The organism is Thermococcus sp. (genome assembly GCF_027012695.1).
Lineage (GTDB): Archaea > Methanobacteriota_B > Thermococci > Thermococcales > Thermococcaceae > Thermococcus.
On sequence record NZ_JALUYR010000047.1, the window covers coordinates 1 to 15,372 of the forward strand.

20 protein-coding genes and 2 tRNA genes are annotated in these 15,372 nt (G+C 55.5%); 9 read left to right on the plus strand and 13 right to left on the minus strand.

Going from position 1 to position 15,372, the window contains the following annotated elements:
* Window positions 1-68 precede the first annotated feature (68 nt).
* Window positions 69-398, plus strand: coding sequence for a hypothetical protein (locus MV985_RS02860; protein ID WP_297461337.1), 330 nt, complete (start codon window positions 69-71; stop codon window positions 396-398).
* Window positions 399-618: 220 nt separating this feature from the next.
* Here the strand turns inward: MV985_RS02860 and MV985_RS02865 are convergent, their stop codons facing one another.
* The 5 genes from MV985_RS02865 to MV985_RS02885 form a co-directional block, all read right to left on the minus strand.
* Window positions 619-1,740 carry an alkaline phosphatase family protein gene (locus MV985_RS02865; protein ID WP_297461339.1) on the minus strand — a complete coding sequence of 374 codons (1,122 nt, stop codon included), beginning with the start codon at window positions 1,738-1,740 and terminating at the stop codon, window positions 619-621.
* An 18-nt stretch (window positions 1,741-1,758) separates the two neighbouring features.
* Window positions 1,759-1,974, minus strand: coding sequence for a hypothetical protein (locus MV985_RS02870; RefSeq protein WP_297461342.1), 216 nt, complete (start codon window positions 1,972-1,974; stop codon window positions 1,759-1,761).
* Between the two features lie 30 nt (window positions 1,975-2,004).
* Window positions 2,005-3,273 carry an Nre family DNA repair protein gene (locus tag MV985_RS02875; protein ID WP_297461345.1) on the minus strand — a complete coding sequence of 423 codons (1,269 nt, stop codon included), beginning with the start codon at window positions 3,271-3,273 and terminating at the stop codon, window positions 2,005-2,007.
* A 397-nt stretch (window positions 3,274-3,670) separates the two neighbouring features.
* A tRNA-Cys gene (locus MV985_RS02880) sits at window positions 3,671-3,745 on the minus strand.
* 19 nt (window positions 3,746-3,764) lie between these two features.
* A tRNA-Ser gene (locus MV985_RS02885) sits at window positions 3,765-3,850 on the minus strand.
* Between the two features lie 123 nt (window positions 3,851-3,973).
* Here MV985_RS02885 and MV985_RS02890 point away from each other — a divergent pair.
* Window positions 3,974-4,177, plus strand: coding sequence for a MoaD/ThiS family protein (locus MV985_RS02890; RefSeq protein WP_297461747.1), 204 nt, complete (start codon window positions 3,974-3,976; stop codon window positions 4,175-4,177).
* Between the two features lie 44 nt (window positions 4,178-4,221).
* Here the strand turns inward: MV985_RS02890 and MV985_RS02895 are convergent, their stop codons facing one another.
* The gene (locus MV985_RS02895; protein ID WP_297461759.1) at window positions 4,222-5,418 is read right to left on the minus strand and encodes a pyridoxal phosphate-dependent aminotransferase; all 1,197 of its coding nucleotides are present in this window, start codon (window positions 5,416-5,418) and stop codon (window positions 4,222-4,224) included.
* A gap of 185 nt (window positions 5,419-5,603) precedes the next feature.
* On the opposite strand from MV985_RS02895, the gene MV985_RS02900 reads away from it, so the two are divergent.
* Both MV985_RS02900 and MV985_RS02905 read left to right on the plus strand, forming a co-directional pair.
* Window positions 5,604-5,846, plus strand: coding sequence for a hypothetical protein (locus MV985_RS02900; RefSeq protein WP_297461348.1), 243 nt, complete (start codon window positions 5,604-5,606; stop codon window positions 5,844-5,846).
* Complete coding sequence (locus MV985_RS02905; protein ID WP_297461351.1) at window positions 5,843-6,424, plus strand: lysine exporter LysO family protein; 582 nt, start codon at window positions 5,843-5,845, stop codon at window positions 6,422-6,424. Before MV985_RS02900 ends, MV985_RS02905 begins: the two co-directional genes overlap by 4 nt.
* Before the next feature lie 23 nt (window positions 6,425-6,447).
* Here MV985_RS02905 and MV985_RS02910 read toward each other — a convergent pair whose 3' ends face one another.
* A complete protein-coding gene (locus MV985_RS02910; protein ID WP_297461768.1) occupies window positions 6,448-7,005 on the minus strand; it encodes a hypothetical protein in 558 nt (185 codons plus the stop codon).
* 173 nt (window positions 7,006-7,178) lie between these two features.
* Here MV985_RS02910 and MV985_RS02915 point away from each other — a divergent pair, with 173 nt between their 5' ends.
* The 5 genes from MV985_RS02915 (at window position 7,179) to MV985_RS02935 (ending at window position 9,560) form a co-directional block, all read left to right on the plus strand.
* Complete coding sequence (locus tag MV985_RS02915) at window positions 7,179-7,469, plus strand: 50S ribosomal protein L44e (RefSeq protein ID WP_297461354.1); 291 nt, start codon at window positions 7,179-7,181, stop codon at window positions 7,467-7,469.
* A 9-nt stretch (window positions 7,470-7,478) separates the two neighbouring features.
* Window positions 7,479-7,670, plus strand: coding sequence for a 30S ribosomal protein S27e (locus MV985_RS02920; RefSeq protein ID WP_297461778.1), 192 nt, complete (start codon window positions 7,479-7,481; stop codon window positions 7,668-7,670).
* A gap of 84 nt (window positions 7,671-7,754) precedes the next feature.
* Window positions 7,755-8,582, plus strand: a complete 828-nt coding sequence (locus MV985_RS02925) for a translation initiation factor IF-2 subunit alpha (protein ID WP_297461356.1) — start codon at window positions 7,755-7,757, stop codon at window positions 8,580-8,582.
* The gene (locus MV985_RS02930; protein WP_297461359.1) at window positions 8,582-8,758 is read left to right on the plus strand and encodes an RNA-protein complex protein Nop10; all 177 of its coding nucleotides are present in this window, start codon (window positions 8,582-8,584) and stop codon (window positions 8,756-8,758) included. The genes MV985_RS02925 and MV985_RS02930 overlap by 1 nt, the downstream gene beginning before the upstream one ends.
* 1 nt (window position 8,759) lies before the next feature.
* Entirely contained in the window at window positions 8,760-9,560 is an 801-nt protein-coding gene (locus MV985_RS02935; protein ID WP_297461362.1) for a proteasome assembly chaperone family protein, read from the plus strand.
* Between the two features lie 352 nt (window positions 9,561-9,912).
* Here the strand turns inward: MV985_RS02935 and glmM are convergent, their stop codons facing one another.
* From glmM to MV985_RS02965, 6 genes are all read right to left on the minus strand, one after another.
* Window positions 9,913-11,283 (minus strand): phosphoglucosamine mutase, encoded by a 1,371-nt coding sequence (gene glmM, locus MV985_RS02940; protein ID WP_297461365.1) that lies wholly within the window; start codon window positions 11,281-11,283, stop codon window positions 9,913-9,915.
* Window positions 11,284-11,292: 9 nt separating this feature from the next.
* Complete coding sequence (locus tag MV985_RS02945; RefSeq protein WP_297461368.1) at window positions 11,293-11,703, minus strand: hypothetical protein; 411 nt, start codon at window positions 11,701-11,703, stop codon at window positions 11,293-11,295.
* Window position 11,704: 1 nt separating this feature from the next.
* Complete coding sequence (locus tag MV985_RS02950) at window positions 11,705-13,099, minus strand: mannose-1-phosphate guanylyltransferase/mannose-6-phosphate isomerase (RefSeq protein WP_297461791.1); 1,395 nt, start codon at window positions 13,097-13,099, stop codon at window positions 11,705-11,707.
* Between the two features lie 64 nt (window positions 13,100-13,163).
* Window positions 13,164-14,525, minus strand: coding sequence for an ADP-specific glucokinase (locus MV985_RS02955; RefSeq protein ID WP_297461804.1), 1,362 nt, complete (start codon window positions 14,523-14,525; stop codon window positions 13,164-13,166).
* A gap of 62 nt (window positions 14,526-14,587) precedes the next feature.
* On the minus strand, window positions 14,588-15,160 hold the full coding sequence (locus MV985_RS02960; protein WP_297461371.1) for a glucose-6-phosphate isomerase: 573 nt from the start codon (window positions 15,158-15,160) through the stop codon (window positions 14,588-14,590).
* Window positions 15,161-15,178: 18 nt separating this feature from the next.
* Entirely contained in the window at window positions 15,179-15,358 is a 180-nt protein-coding gene (locus MV985_RS02965) for a KH domain-containing protein (protein ID WP_297461374.1), read from the minus strand.
* Window positions 15,359-15,372: the final 14 nt, after the last annotated feature.

The window sequence follows — 15,372 nt, forward strand, 5'->3', positions numbered from 1 at the left end:
CAGGTATCTTTACCATTCCGGGTAGCTCAACAACTATTTTCTTTCCCATCTTCCCACCGGGTTAGCGATTGGTGTCAGGATATTTAACGCCTTCGCCCAGTATATTACCCTTCGGGAGAAGGGAAATGGAGCTTCGGGACTATCTGATGCCGGGGGAGTATATCCTTACTGTCTTTACAAATCTCGATATTTCCCCTGGGAACTTTAATGGATTAGCAGTAACTAATGAACGGATAATATTGTTCAGCACAAAATCAGGGGTAGGTAAGCTTTCCAGAAAAAATCGCTCTGAGGATACAAAGAATCTTAAGTCCGTATTTTTTAAGAATACCCCTATAATAGAAATGAAAGTCTACGAGGGGGTCATTAGGAAACCTGAAGATTATCTCTTTAAATAAATACATCAGGATTATCCGCTACGATGGGTCATTATGGTATGGAGTCGATAGCAGTATAGGAATTATTAAATCCAAACTTGGTGGCCCCCAGCTTTCAGAAATCAAAGAGGCACTAGAACAGACATTAAGATCTTTGGCCCCAAGGACAGAAATTCATTACTCGGAGAAAGAAAAGGCGTGGGTGTTCAAGTTCATGTTTAAACCCCTTCAAGACCAATGACTAAACTATCAAACTTCTCCCAACCATATTCCCCGGCTTCTCAACGCCGAAGAAATCAAGTATCGTCGGTGCTATGTCCATGAGCGAGGCGTTCTCAAGATTTATACTCTCAAAGCCCCATAGAATGAGCGGAACTTTAACGACGGGCTTGTTCATTGACCCGTGCATGCCCCTGACCCAGTGGCTTGTCCCTTTTATCCCTTTGCACATCCTGTGGGAGCAGAACCAGTAGCCGGGCTTGGCAGAAACTATTAATTCGCCGCTGTTGGGCGTGTTCAGATGCGGGAGCTCGTCGCGGAAGAAGACCTCTCCAACTCCAGGTGCCCTCCTTAGAATCTCAAAGGCTTTCTCGGCCTCGGTGGGGTTCCTCAAATAGACGTGAACTCCGCCGCCGGAGGAAACGCGAAGCGTCTCAACCCCGTGCTCCCTGAGGTAGGTTTTCAGGTTCACCCAGGTGTGAACCTCCTCCTGTCCGTGGTCGGCGAAGATTATGAAGGCGTATTCCTCTTTAAGCCTCTCCCACAGGGTTCTGACGGCGGTATCAACGGTTTCCACCGCTTTTAAAGCTCCTTCGCTTCCCGGCCCGTGGTCGTGCTGCATTCCATCGATCGAGGCGAAGTGGACGAGGAGCAGGTCGGGTTTACATTCTTCGTAGAGGTAGAGAGCTGAGTTAAGAACCCAAACGTCCTTCCTCCAGTCCCTTCCGTGTTTCCGGTACATTTCATTGCTCGCGAAGAAGGGCGGGAAAATCCTCATGTCCGTTCCGCTGAAGGGCGGCATAGTATAACCGCTGACCGAGCCCGTTCTAATGCCTCTCCCCCGGAGTATATCAACGATTGTTGGTGCCTTTATGACCTTGTGCGGGTTGAACGCTATTTCATAGTCGTAGAAGTTCACCTTCCTGTCACTTAGCCTGTCGTAGTAGCCATTCTCAACGACGCCATGATCCTTCGGCCATACGCCGGTCATTACGCTCGTGTGAACCAAATCGGTCAGCGTGGGGAAGATGGAATCAACTACCGTGGAGTCACCGCTTTCAGCTAAATCGCTCAGGAAGGGCATGTGTTTGAGGTTGTAGACACCATTGCCGTCGAGGCTTATGAGGGCGAGCTTCTTTCTCATGGTTTAAACCCCATGGGCTTAATTCAAACTCCCGTAAATGTCGGGCTCGTCCTCAAGGAAATCTTTTAGGGATTTCTCCGAGAGCTTCATTATGGCGTAGCTCTCCTCCGCTTCGAGCAACTCGTAAAGGAGCTTCTCTATATGCTCAAGCTTCTCCTCGATCCTCATGAGTTCCCTAACGACATCAACCCCTTCCACTTTATCACCTCCAATCGGTGTCAGCCTGACGTGCACTCATCACCCCTCAGTGGGATGGAGTGGTCATCATCCACCTGCCTTCTCTCCACCGGGGCGGTATATATTCTTTCCGAGCCATTCATCCAGCGTCTTCTGTCTCGCGAGGGTTCCGAGGATGTAGCTCCTCTGGAGATACTTCTCGAATGGATGATCAAGGCGCCTCCTTATGGCATCAAGTGCCTCGTTAAGGGTCTCAAAGCGGCCTATCGGATTGCTTAGCGCCTTCCTCACCCCGAGGCGAATCTGCCACACTCCAACAGGGGCGTAGTATTCCGGCGTAACCTCTCTGAAAACAACGGCCCTTGCCTGCCTCCTTCTCCCGCGAAGCGCTTCGAGGACACTTAAGCGGGCCGCGTGATAGGCACCGGCGGTTTCCTTAACGTACTCCCTCCTTCCCCTGAAGTCCTCGTAGTCGTGGATGACGTTGGGTTCCGAAGCGCCGAAGAGCGAGTCCTTCAGCCAGACCTCCAAAAGCTCGAAGGCATAGCTCTCGGGCATCAGCAGTACTGCATAGCGGTTGCCCATGAAGCGGTAGAAGTAGACCTCGTAGTCGTTGATGAGCGGGTAGTGGAGAATCTCGCGCCTCAGGTTCTTTCCTATCGTGTCCTGCACCGCTGTGATGCTCCACCTGGTGGGGACGAGCCTCCTGTCCACGCCGAGAAGTCCGGCAGAGAGGAGTCTTATGATGTAGTACTCGTCGAAGCCCCAGTTATAAAGGCGGGTTATCGCCTGCTCCGCCTTAAGCTCGTCGTTCACAACATAATCTGTCCTGCGGGGGATTTTTGGGTTCTCGGTCAGCTCGAAGTCGAGGAGTTCCGCCTTCGGTCCCAGCGGTGGCGCGAACTCGCTCGGGAGAACCTTAAGGACGGGCTTTTTCTTGAGGATTACCTCGCTGTCGACGGGCTTAACGCTCATCGCAAGCTCCTGAACCTCGCCCAAGATTCTGCCGCTCTTCCTGACGTTCACATCCGCTCTCGTCTCACCCATGACTAGGAGGGAGCGGTAGTAGAGAATGTCCCTTATCGTTTTGTCCCCCCATTTGAGAGGGTTGTCGAGGTAGTCGGTCTTCCCCTCAATGGGAGGAACTAGGGGGCCGATTCTAACCTTTGGATAGCCGTACTCGCCAACGAATATGCTCGGCGGAGAGGAGCCGAAGAGGTGCCGCTTGTTTAACCGCTGCTCAACACTGCGGGCTACCCGGAACCTCTCGAGAATCGGGCAGGTCGGCCTGCCACAGAGGAGCTTCCTGCCCTTGCATATCGCGCAGAGTTTCGAGTTGAAAACCGGGGCACTCATCAAGGGCAGGTACGTGGGGTGGTATTTATGGTTTGTTCCGGTGAAAACTTTGCTCAGTAAAGTTCTGGGGGGTGTGGAGGCGTTAGCCTCCCGGAGGATTAATGGATAAGGAAGGTGGGGAAACGTAGTTTCCCAGGTTTGAGAGAAAACGGGGTTGTGGGGCGAAACCCCACTCCTGGGGTTTGAGAGCACAGGAAACTTTGCATTGCAAAGTTTCATCAAAGTTCGTGATTCCTCGTTAATACCCCCCTTTCAAGGATTTCACGCGGAATTCATAGCATTAATGAGTGGATTGTCTGGAAGGGGCTCTTTTCAGAAGGTTCCTCCCACTGCGCTCCGAAGGAGCGCTAAAAAGTCGATAATTTTCCGCCAGCGCTTGCGCAAGCAGGGGCTGTTATGGAGCCGGGAGGGGGATTTGAACCCCCGTAAAGCGGATCTGCAGTCCACCGCCTCACCTCTAGGCTATCCCGGCGTGGACCCAGAGAAATTAATGGCGCCGCGGCGGGGATTTGAACCCCGGTGGGCACCGCCCACCGGCTTAGCAGGCCGGCGCCCTACCAGGCTAGGCTACCGCGGCACGCCCGTGGTATATGAGCGGGAGAGGGTTTTTAAGTTTTTTGGAGCCCGGAAGCGTGTTCTCAACGCCTTCCAGACCGGTGGATTTTATAAGGGGGTGTGGGTAGGCCATCCGGTGGTGACCATGATAAGGATTAAGGTGCTCGGCAGGGGTGTTGAGAAGGAACTGGAGTGGAGGAAGGGAATGAAAGTTGCGGACGTCCTCAGGGAGGTCGGCTTCAACACGGAGAGCGCAATAGCGAGGATCAACGGGAGGGTTGCTCTGGAAGATGAGGCCGTGAAGGACGGGGACTACGTCGAGGTCATACCTGTGGTTTCTGGGGGGTGATCGGCTTTAACCGAAGTGTGTAATCGAAATGAATGGGGAAGGGCTCACGGAGTGAGCCTCTTTCTCATGAAGGCCTCGAAGTTGTCCATGGCCTCCTCGAGGATTTCCATTGGCGGGAGGAAGACTATCCTGAAGTGCCAGGCACCGGCCCGTCCAAAGCCGGAACCGTGGACGAAGAGCACGTGCGCCTCGTGGAGGACGTCCATGACGAAGTCAAAATCGTTCTTCCACTTCCTCTCCTCAATGCGAGGGAAGATGTAGAAGGCCCCCCTTGGTTTAACTGCACTGATACCGGGGATCTCTTCAAGCCGCCCTTGGACGTAGTCCCTTCTCTTACGGAGCTTTTTCATGTATTCCTTCAGATAGTCCATCGGACCGGTCAAACCGGCTATGGCCGCGAACTGGGCTGGTGTGTTCGGGCATATCCTTATCCTGGCGAGCTTGTCTATGGTCTCCCGGATCTCGGTGAGCTTATCCTCCGGATCCACATAGTAGAAGTAGCCCAGGCGCCATCCCGTGGCGAAGTAAACCTTGGAGAGACCGTTCATAACTATTACCGGGACGTCCCTGGTGAGCGAACCTGGGGAAACGTGCTTCCCCTCGTAGGTCATGAGGTCGTAGATCTCGTCGCTTATCACGGGCAGATCGTACTCTCCAGCCAGGTCGAGGATTTCCTTTACCGTTTTCTTCTCGTAAAGAGCCCCCGTAGGGTTGTTGGGATTTATGATCGCTATGGCCTTCGTCCTGTTGTCAATGAGCTTTCTCATATCATCAAGATCCGGCTGCCAGCCGTTCTCCTCCTCGGTAAGGTATTCCCTTGGCTCGGCACCGTAGAACTTGACGAGGCCGGTATAGGGCGGGTAGCTGGGGCTTGGAACGAGGATGTTATTGCCGGGATCGAGGATTCCACCAAAGATCAGCTGAAGGGCTTCCGTGACCGCGGCGGTAACCCGAACATCCTCCGGGCCTATCTCCACGCCGTTCTTCCACTTCTCCCTCTTCACAACAGCCTCCCTCATCTCCGGAATGCCCTCGCTCGGTCCGTAGTAATTGTGGCCCTCCTGGATGGCCCGGCAGTATGCGTTCCTCATATGTTCCGGCGGCTGAAAGTCGTACTTCCCAGGATCGCCTATGTTGAGCCGGATGACCCTTATCCCCTTCTTTTCAAGCTCTCTGGCGGGGAGAACAACGTCCCTAATGGCATACTCAATGGCCATCGCCTTTCTGGACGGACTTATCACTGGGATCACCGTTTGAATGATAAGAGTTTCATCATAAAAACCTTCGCCCACACCTTTAAAAGGGCGACATCAAAGAACGTCGGGGCGATGACGATTAGCAAGCAAACTGAGGGCTCACGGATGATGACGTGAACACCCTCCGAGCCCCTCGATAAGCTTATTAACCTTCAGACAAAGACTGGTCCATGAAAATATTCATCGCACTTCTGGTCGGGATTCTGATCGGGCGCCTGATCGAGAGGGGGCGGAAGCTTGAAATGGAACGCCCAATGAACGTGATCCTGCTTCTCATGGTGTTCTTCATGGGTGTCGAGACCGGTAAGGTTGAGGTAAACGCCATCTGGCTCGTGGTCTCTTCCCTTGTCTTCGCGGTGTTCAACATGGCCGGAAGTCTGGGAGCCGCCCTGCTACTGGGGGGTGGAAAATGAGGTTCTCCGTCCACGTCCTGGTTTCCCTTCTGCTGGGGGTTGCGGTCGGAAGAGTGTACGGCCCGGACTTCGGAAACCTCTACGAGATTATGCTATACGCCCTGATACTCCTCGTGGGTATTGACATCGGACAGAGCTTTAAACCGGAAGAGCTCGGGAAACTCGGGGGGACGGCCCTAAAACTGCCCTTCGCAACCCTCGCCGGTTCTCTGCTCGGGGGTCTGGCTGCGTCCCTTCTCCTTGGGATCGAACTCCGGTGGGGTCTGGCGATCTCCGCGGGCTGCGGCTGGTACTCGCTGACGGGTCCGCTGATCGGACGGTATTCACCCACCTACGGGACGCTGGGCTTTCTGGCCAACCTGATTAGGGAGCTGCTCACCGTTCTGTTCTACCCCATCGTGATTAGAATAATCCCCGGGGAGCTGGCGGTGTCCATGGGGGGTGCGACGACGATGGACACGACGCTGCCTGTGATGGCCATGTTCGGGGGGAGGGACGTTGCCCTCGTTGCCTTCGTTCACGGCTTCGTTCTGACGGCGGTCGTGCCCTTTCTGATCCCGCTTTTTCTCAGCCTATAGCGAGAAAAGGGGAAAGGAAAACATTACTCGCTGTACTTCTTTTCGAGGCCCTTCAGCAGTGCCAGGTGCTGCTCCTCGTTTCTCTTTATCTCCTGGGCCAGCGTCCTGACTATCGGGTGGAAGGCCCTCTTCGAGATGTCGTCGTAGAGCCTCTCCATCCGCTCCTCGTCCTCGAGGTATCTCTTTATCAGGTCCAGTATCTTCTCGTCGTCCGGGATAACGACCTCGGCCGGGAAGTCGCGGAGGAACACCTCCACTATCTCCTCGGGTGGAACCCTCGCCCCTATCTGGCCGAAGCCGAGGGGCATTGCTATGGTCGGAACTCCCGGAATGAGGGCCACTGCCTCCTCGCCTTCCTCCGGGCCGTATTCAGCGACCAGCTTTATGGCATCCTCGTAGGCCTTCTTCAGCGCCTCCATCAGGTGTTTGTGGAAGGCGGTGTCTATCGCGAGCCTGAGGATGAGGTTCCTCAGATCGGCGTACTCGGGATCCTTCAGCTTCTTCAAAAGCTTTCTGTACTCCTTCTCGGTCTTCTCCTCTATCCTCTTGAGTTCCTCGACCCTGCTTATCAAACTCACCATAATGGTCACCCCGGGATTTTAGTAACCTAGCGTGTTTTAAAGCTTTTGGTTCAAGCGCAAAACTTTTTTAAAGCCTCCCGGCTACGGAGACCGAAGGCACAGTCATGCCTCACGGCTCGGGGGTGTCCGAAGCACGAGTAGGAACCCACCGGGCCTCTCTTGGGGGTGAGAAGATGAAGTATCCAAAGAGGATAAGAACCTACTGCCCGTACTGCAAGAAGCATACGATCCACAAGGTCGAAAAGGTCAAGAAGAGGCCGAGAAGTGAACTCAGTCAGGGTCAGAGGCGCTTCAGGAGGATCCTCAAGGGCTACCGCGGTTTCCCGAGGCCGAACCCCGCTGGCAGAGAAAAGCCCGTCAAGAAGCTCGACCTCCGCTTCCGCTGCACCGTCTGCGGCAAGGCCCACACCAGGGGGCAGGGATTCCGCGTTAAGAAGTTCGAACTGGTAGAGGTGGAGGTGTAATCAATGGCCCTGCCGAAGAACCTCATACCCATGCCGAGGAGCCGGTTCCTCCGCGTCAAGTGCATCGACTGCGGTAACGAGCAGATCGTCTTCAGCAACCCCGCCACCCGGGTTCGCTGTCTGGTCTGCGGTGCTACCCTCGTCGAGCCCACCGGAGGGAAGGGGATCGTCAAGGCAAAGATACTCGAGGTTCTCGAGTGAACCTCTTCTTCTTTTCTACCTGCTAAACTTTAAATACCTCCTCCCGTAACTTAATCCGGCAGAGAAAATTTTGAGGTGGTTGCAATGCCGAGGAAAGCCAAGGAGTACCCCGAAGAGGGAGAGTTCGTGGTCGCCACAGTTAAGAACATTCATCCCTACGGTGCGTTTCTGAAGCTCGACGAGTACCCGGGCAAGGAGGGCTTCATGCACATAAGCGAGGTCGCCTCGAGCTGGGTGAAGAACATCAGGGACCACATCAAGGAGGGTCAGAAGATAGTTGCCAAGGTCATCCGCGTTGACCCGAACAAGGGACACATTGACCTGAGCCTTAAAAGGGTCAACCAGCAGCAGAGGAAGGCCAAGCTCCAGGAGTATAAAAGGGCGCAAAAGGCCGAGAACCTGCTCAGGATGGCGGCCGAGAAGGTAGGTAAAGACTTCGAGACCGCCTGGAGGGAGGTCTGGGTTCCGCTCGAGGAGGAGTACGGCGAGGTTTACGCCGCTTTTGAAGATGCAGCTCAGAACGGCATGGACGTCCTCCAGGGGCTCATAAGCGACGAGTGGATAGAGGCGCTCAGACCGATAATAGAGGCCTACGTCGAGATTCCGACGGTAACCATTGACGCCGAGTTCGAGATAACCGTTCCCAAGCCGAACGGCATCGAAATCATCAGGGAGGCCCTCATCAGGGCGCGCGACAGGGCCAACGAGGAGAAGGAGATTGACGTCAAGTTCTCCTACCAGGGGGCGCCGCGCTACAGGATAGACATAACCGCCCCGGACTACTACAAAGCTGAAGAAGTCCTTGAAGACATAGCCGAGGAGATACTTCGCGTCATCAAGGAAGCGGGCGGCGAGGCGACCCTCATAAGGAAGGAGAAGCGCATAAAGAAGGTCAAAAAGAGGGGTAAGTGATGCGCTTCAGAATAAGGAAGTGTCCCAGCTGCGGGCGCTACACCCTGAAGGAGGTCTGTCCCGTCTGCGGGACAAAGACGAAGGTGGCCCATCCGCCGCGCTTCTCCCCCGAGGACCCCTACGGGGAGTATCGGAGGAGGCTGAAGCGCGAAAGACTTGGGATTGGGGGGAAGTAAGATGAAGGAAACGATTGTTCATGTCCTTGAGAGGCCCAGGTTGAGGGATCCCGTCTTCATCGAGGGACTCCCGGGGATAGGTCTCGTTGGAAAATTAGCAGCTGAGCACCTCATCCAGGAGCTCAACGCCGTCAAGTTCGCAGAACTTTACTCACCGCACTTCATGCACCAGGTTCTCATCAAGAAGAACTCCGTCGTCGAGCTGATGAAGAACGAGTTCTACTACTGGAAGAACCCCGATGAAAAAGGCAGGGATCTCATCATCATAACCGGCGATCAGCAGGTCGCTCCAACGGACAGCCCTGGCCACTACGAGGTAGTTGGCAGGATGCTGGACTTCGTGAGCGAGTTCGGAACCAGGGAGATCATCACCATGGGCGGCTACCAGGTCCCGGAGCTCCAGGGCGAGCCGAGGGTTCTGGCGGCGGTTACCCACGAAGAACTGGTTGGCTATTACCAGGAGAAGCTCAAAGACTGCTCGGTTGAGGTCATCTGGAGGGAGGACGAGGGGGGCGCGATAGTAGGAGCGGCTGGACTGCTCCTCGGCATGGGCAAGCTCCGCTCGATGTACGGGATAAGCCTTCTCGGTGAGAGTCTCGGTTACATCGTTGATGCAAAATCCGCCAAGTCCGTTCTCCTCGCGGTGACCAGGATCCTAGGCCTTGAGGTTGACATGACCGCCCTCGAGGAACGCGCCCGGGAGACGGAGGAGATACTACGGAAGGTTCAGGAGATGCAGAGGGCAATGCTCGAGCAGACGATGCCACCGGCCCCCGAAGAGGAGGACAGGGGTTATCTCTGACTCCCCTGTCCCTGTACTTTTGCGATTCTTCTTTCCAATCCCGTTCCCGGCTTCGTTTCTGTTGAAGACCGTCTCAAACTTTTGGCCGGCAATGGGCGGTTTTATTTGCGTAATTGATGGCATCGGTCATTGTAGTGTTCGATTGCACGTACCCGATGGACTGCTGAACATCCCCGTGATGATAACCATCGGGTGATAACGAGGGGTGGATGGGGGAGAACAGGGGCTGGAATGATACCTTGAAACTCCGGTCTTTTGACGGACACAACTTCGATAACCGTCCCGGTGGAGCTCTTCCTGGATCTTCCATTTCCCCAAGAGAGCGTGGAAGAGGTGGAGGAGTGGGGAGGGGCTAGGTCCTCATCGCCTCCTCCAACAGCCCAAGTCCCAGCTCGAGGTATTCCTTAGCTTTCTCCTCGCTTTTAGCTTCGCTGAAGACCCTGATTATGGGTTCGGTTCCGCTGGCCCTCACGAGAACCCAGCCATCGCTGAAGAGGATTTTGGTTCCGTCGGTCGTGTCCGTTCTGTAACCCCTCTTCTCAGCCAGTTCGGCGACCTTGGCAACTATCGCCTTCCTGTCGCCCTCCACCTTTCTCTTCGTCTTGAACTGGTAGTACTTCGGAAGCTCATCGATAAGCTCGCTGAACCTCTTTCCGCTCTTGGCGAAGATCTCGACTATCTTCGCTGTCGTCATCGCCCCGTCCCTGCCGAGGACGAAGTCCGGGAAGATAACTCCCCCGTTCTCCTCGCCGCCGATGGTTCCGCTGTTCTCGAGGAGCGCGCGGGCAACGATGAGATCGCCGACCTTTGTTCTCATCACTTCGGCGTTGTTCCTCTTCGCTATGTCGTCGAGAAGGTTGGAAGTCGCTACTGTGGTGACGAGCAGTCCTCCGCCGTTCTCCCTCAGAACGGCATCGGCAACCAGCGCGAAGGTCTTGTCGCCCTGTATGAAGCGTCCGTTTTCGTCTATGAAGACAGATCTGTCTGCATCACCATCCTGAGCAACGCCAAAGTCCGCCCCAAGGGCCTTCACCATCTCCCTGAACTCCCTCAGGTTCTCCTCGTTCGGCTCGGGGTTTCTCGCTGGAAAGTGACCGTCGGGATGGGCGTTAACGCTGACGACCTTGCAGCCAAGCTCGCGGAGGAGGTAGGGGAGGGTTAGTGAGCCAGCACCGTTGGAAGTATCAACTACAACGAAGGGCCTTCTAGCCTTTATCGCTTCGACGTCCACTCTGCTCTTTATCGCCTCGATGTAGGGCTTTATGATGTCCTCATCGCGGACCTCACCTATTTCGTCCCATTTAGCCCTGTCGAAGTCCTCGTTGAAGAAGACCTCCTCAACAACCGCTTCCCTCTCCTTCCTGAGGCCCATGCCGTTCGGCTCAAGGAGCTTTATGCCGTTGTATTCGGGCGGATTGTGGGAAGCTGTAATAACCGCCCCGCCATCGGCGTTGAAGTGAGCTGTTGCCCACTGTATGGCGGGCGTTGGGGCGATGCCGACATCGATGACGTCGCAGCCCACACTCAGTAGACCGCTTATCAAAGCGTCCTTGAGCATCTCACCGCTTACTCTTGTATCCCTGCCGACAACGACGAGGGGCTTTTCTCTCCCTTCCCTTTTGAGCATCGTCCCGAAGGCCATGCCCATTTTAAGGGCGAACCCCGGCGTTATCTCCTCGTTCGCTATTCCGCGGACGCCAAAGGTTCCAAAGAGCCTTCCCATTCTACCACCTCACATCAGGGAAACGGCGAAGTTCACTATCACCATCACGAAGATGTACAGCCCGTAGACGAACGCTCCGGCCTGGATGAGGGTTATGAGGACTTTGAGAGGTTTCAGCTTACCCGAAAGGAGCGGCACCGGCAGACCGATAAGGACCGCCCCGAAGAGGTACAGAACCGCGTTCCTTATTGCGGCGTAGTCTATGGGGACCTCTATCTCGGGAAAGCTGAAGTTCACCTCCTGGCCGTTCACGGTCAGGGTGAAGTTCGCGTTCTCAAGGCCGACCACTATGACGTAGGCCATTATCAGGGTGAAGAGCAGGGTTGGGAGGAGGCTCAGCGAAAGCGAGGATATCGACCTGCTGAACCTCTCCCAGCCATCGCCACACTCAACGACCTTAACCTTTTCCTCCTTCCCCATCTCAATCCCTCCCAAAATCGTCTTCAAACCTTACTATGTCGTCCTCACCGAGGTACTCCCCTATCTGGGTCTCTATGACCTCCAAAACCACCCTTCCCGGGTTCTCGAGGCGGTGTATAACTCCAGCAGGGATGAAGGTGCTCTCCCCGGGCCTCAGGAGAATCTCCTCGTCCCCGACGCGGATTTTTGCCGTTCCCCTCACCACGACCCAGTGCTCCGAGCGGTGGTAGTGCATCTGGAGGGAGAGCTTCTTGCCAGGCAGAACGGTAAGGCGCTTTATCTTGTAGCGCTCGTTCTCCTCAAGGACGGTGTAGCTCCCCCACGGCCTGTATGCGGTCCTGTGAACGATCGCCCTCTCGTCGTTTATCTCTTTCAAGTGCTTGTAGACCTCCCTGACCCTCTGCCCCTCCCCGCGGTGAGCTACTAGGAGAGCGTCGTCGGTGTCGATGATGATGAGGTCTTCCACTCCCACCGTCGCGGTGAGGCGTTCGGCCATTATGAGGTTGTTCTTCGAGTTCACGCCGATGTGGTATGCGTTTCTCCCGGAAATCCGGATGGCGTTTCCGTTCTCGTCCTTCTCGAGGACGTCGTAGATGGCGTCGAAGCTTCCGAGGTCGTTCCAGTAGGCGTTGAGCGGGACGACCGCTGCCTTGTCAGTTTTCTCCATTATCCCGTAGTCGATGCTCAAATCGGGGGCCAGCTCGTAGGCCTTCTCTACGCTCCCCTCCTCGAAGGCCCTGACAACCTCGGGGGCGTGCTTCCTAGCTTCCTCAAGGAAGAGGGAACTCGAGAACGCGAACATGCCGCTGTTCCAGAGGTAGTTCTCCTCGACGTAGCGCCTGGCCGTTTCGAGGTCGGGCTTCTCCTTGAACTCGGCGACGGTGTAGCCAAGGAGGGAGCCCCCTTCCTCAAGTGCCTCACCGGGACGTATGTAGCCGTAGCCGGTGTGGGGCCTCGTCGGACTTATGCCGAAGGTTACGAGGTGGCTTTTGGCGAGCTTCTCCGCGTTCCTGAAGGCCCTCTCATAGGCCTCTCCAGCATCGATGAGGTGGTCGCTCGGAAGAACCGCCACGATGGAGTCGCCGAAGGTTTCTTCAATGGTCTTCGTCCCCCAGTATATCGCCGGGAGGGTGTTTTTGCCTGCAGGTTCGAGAAGGAGGTTCTCCCCTGGCAGTTCAACACCCAGTTCGCCCAGATCGTCTAAAACGCGGAACTTGTACTTCCGATTCGTGACCACGAAGATTTCTCCGGGCTTGGAGAACTTAAGCGCCCTCCTAACGGTCTTCTGGAAGAGGCTCTCTCCGTCGAGGAATCGGACGAACTGCTTGGGCATGAGTTCCCTGCTGAGGGGCCATAACCTGGTTCCCTTCCCACCGGCGAGAATCAGCGTCTTCATGGCAACCACCCTGAGCACCTGGGATCATTTGGGCATACTGGCTTTTAACGGTAGCGAAAAGAAATCAGCGGAGGGCGAACTCGCCCACGAAAGCCGAACTCGAGATGGTGTCTCCGATGCCAACGGTGGATCTGGGCTTTGCCACTATCTTCGTCGGGATGAAGGCGAGCTGATAACCGTCAAGCTCCGCTATCCCGTTCCGCATACCGTACTCCTTCGAGAGGGCTTCCTCAACGGATCTGGCCTTCTCGTTGACGGGAACGTCCATGGCCTTCACCACGTCATCTATCGAGTTTATATCGCCGAGCTTTGCCTTAGCGGCAGCAGCGAGGGCCGCGAAGAGGAGTGCATCCCTGACGAACTCACCTTTGTAGCCGGTTAATGCGAGATAGTAGCCGTAGGTGTGGAAGTGTATCCTTCTTACGCGGGTCTTCTCGGCGAGCTTGAGCATGGCTTGGGTGACGGCTATCGGATCGACGGGATCGTGGGCGAGGAGCTTCTTCGCGAGCCTCTTCTCACCCATAACCTCTATTATCGATGCCAGTTCAACCTCATTGAGGCCAACGCTCCAGAACTTTCCGAGGAGGTCGAGGATGGCATTTCTGACGGTCTCGTCGGGGGTAAAGGCGAACTCTAGGTGGGCCGGGATTTCAAGCCCGTTGAGAACCTCAAGATGCTCCCCGATGATTTCGAAAGGCTCGCGGTAGTTCTCCTTTGTTAACGCCTGAAGGCCGCTGATTATCGCGAGGGAAGGGCTTTCGGCTATCTTCTCAAAGTCCTCCCTGAACTCGTCGCGGATGAAGAGGGTCGTGTTGTAGTCGTCGGCGGCACCAATGAAGCGGTTCTCCCTTGGTGCCTCGAAGTCGAAGACCCTGAAGCCCCTTGGAAACTCGTAGATAAAGTGTATGCAGCTCTCCTCATCTCCGGCAAAGTCCCTCGGGTGGACGAGCTTAACCGTTCCATCTTCGAGCTTCGGCACGTAGATGGGCCCGTCCTTAAACAAACTCGCCTGAAGCCTCGAAAGCTGGGGGACGTGCGCTATAACGGGCACTCCGTAAACTCCGCCGAGGAGGTTGGCCATGATTCCAACCTGGCCCCCCATCCTAAGCTCGTCCCAGCCCCATCGCTTCATGTAGAACCTTGTGGGACAGTCCTCGATGAACAGCTCGGCGGCCTTTCCGCGCTTAATGCTCCAGAGGATCGAGCCAAGGAGTTGGGGGACGTTCTCTATCCTCCCGGGAAGCCCATCAGAGTAGCGGAGAACCTCATCCTTTCCGGCTTTATTGATCCTTTCCTCAAGGTCTTTTCTGTCGAGGTACCTTATCGCGTCGATGTTGGTGTTGTACGCCAGGAGAACGGGCCCAACTTCTCCGATCCCGGCCCTGACACGATCAAAAGCGGACGAGTAGAGAACGTCCCAGTCCATATGTATCACCGGGGGTGATGTAACTGGCCGGAGTTAATAAGGGTTGTGGTGAATAAAAGAGATCAGTCCTTCCAGCGCGGGTTGTCTATCAGCTTGATCTCGCCGTTCTCCTCGATAACGAGTTTTGCAAAGCCCCGTTCCTTTATCGAGCCGTAGTCATGGCCCGCATCGGCAGGATAGATCGCGAGGAATATGAAGGGCTCGTCTCCGGTGTTGACCGTCCTGTGCGCCCAGTAGGGCGGGACGTAGACGACGGTTCCCGCTTTCATCGGTATCCACTCGACTTCGCCCTCGGGGGTCTGGAGGAGCATTCCCCCTTCGCCTTTGATTCCGTAGTATATCTCCGCTCTGTTCGGCTTGGCATGATAGTGGCCCTTCGTGAAGAAGAACTCCTTCCCGACCCTGCCGGGGTAGAGGACGGTTGTGGCGAAGTTAAGGTCGCCTTCCTTCTCCTCCTGCTCCATCGCGTAGACCTCGTAAACTACCGGATCATCCTTGAGGAGCTCGTTGTAGGCCTCCTCATCGAGGAAGTAGCCCCTGAGATCGCTCAGTCTTCTGACGAGCTTCTTCGCCCCTGGAATAACGCCGGTTTCGAGATCCACGTTGACTCCGATGGGTCTTTTATAGGCCACCATTATCACCCCGCGAGGGGATCACTTTCCCCTGACCTCTATCTTCTTCCCTATGACCAGCTCGGCCGCCTTAACCGCCGCTCCACCGCTTCCAACCGCTATCCGCACCTGATCCTCGGGGACGTAGACGATCACCCTGTCCTCGAGCTCCTCCATGTCCAGTATTTTCACGTTGAGCATCCTCTCAAGCCTGTCCTTCATGGTGATCCCCTGCG

What these genes read in the sequence shown, in the direction of transcription:
- MV985_RS02865 (WP_297461339.1), bottom strand. Translation starts at nt 1,740, where the DNA reads ATGAGAAAGAAGCTCGCCCTCATAAGCCTCGACGGCAATGGTGTCTAC.
- MV985_RS02875 (WP_297461345.1), bottom strand. Translation starts at nt 3,273, where the DNA reads ATGAGTGCCCCGGTTTTCAACTCGAAACTCTGCGCGATATGCAAGGGC.
- MV985_RS02890 (WP_297461747.1), top strand. Translation starts at nt 3,974, where the DNA reads ATGATAAGGATTAAGGTGCTCGGCAGGGGTGTTGAGAAGGAACTGGAG.
- MV985_RS02900 (WP_297461348.1), top strand. Translation starts at nt 5,604, where the DNA reads ATGAAAATATTCATCGCACTTCTGGTCGGGATTCTGATCGGGCGCCTG.
- MV985_RS02905 (WP_297461351.1), top strand. Translation starts at nt 5,843, where the DNA reads ATGAGGTTCTCCGTCCACGTCCTGGTTTCCCTTCTGCTGGGGGTTGCG.
- MV985_RS02910 (WP_297461768.1), bottom strand. Translation starts at nt 7,005, where the DNA reads ATGGTGAGTTTGATAAGCAGGGTCGAGGAACTCAAGAGGATAGAGGAG.
- MV985_RS02915 (WP_297461354.1), top strand. Translation starts at nt 7,179, where the DNA reads ATGAAGTATCCAAAGAGGATAAGAACCTACTGCCCGTACTGCAAGAAG.
- MV985_RS02925 (WP_297461356.1), top strand. Translation starts at nt 7,755, where the DNA reads ATGCCGAGGAAAGCCAAGGAGTACCCCGAAGAGGGAGAGTTCGTGGTC.
- MV985_RS02930 (WP_297461359.1), top strand. Translation starts at nt 8,582, where the DNA reads ATGCGCTTCAGAATAAGGAAGTGTCCCAGCTGCGGGCGCTACACCCTG.
- MV985_RS02935 (WP_297461362.1), top strand. Translation starts at nt 8,760, where the DNA reads ATGAAGGAAACGATTGTTCATGTCCTTGAGAGGCCCAGGTTGAGGGAT.
- glmM (WP_297461365.1), bottom strand. Translation starts at nt 11,283, where the DNA reads ATGGGAAGGCTCTTTGGAACCTTTGGCGTCCGCGGAATAGCGAACGAG.
- MV985_RS02945 (WP_297461368.1), bottom strand. Translation starts at nt 11,703, where the DNA reads ATGGGGAAGGAGGAAAAGGTTAAGGTCGTTGAGTGTGGCGATGGCTGG.
- MV985_RS02950 (WP_297461791.1), bottom strand. Translation starts at nt 13,099, where the DNA reads ATGAAGACGCTGATTCTCGCCGGTGGGAAGGGAACCAGGTTATGGCCC.
- MV985_RS02955 (WP_297461804.1), bottom strand. Translation starts at nt 14,525, where the DNA reads ATGGACTGGGACGTTCTCTACTCGTCCGCTTTTGATCGTGTCAGGGCC.
- MV985_RS02960 (WP_297461371.1), bottom strand. Translation starts at nt 15,160, where the DNA reads ATGGTGGCCTATAAAAGACCCATCGGAGTCAACGTGGATCTCGAAACC.
- MV985_RS02965 (WP_297461374.1), bottom strand. Translation starts at nt 15,358, where the DNA reads ATGAAGGACAGGCTTGAGAGGATGCTCAACGTGAAAATACTGGACATG.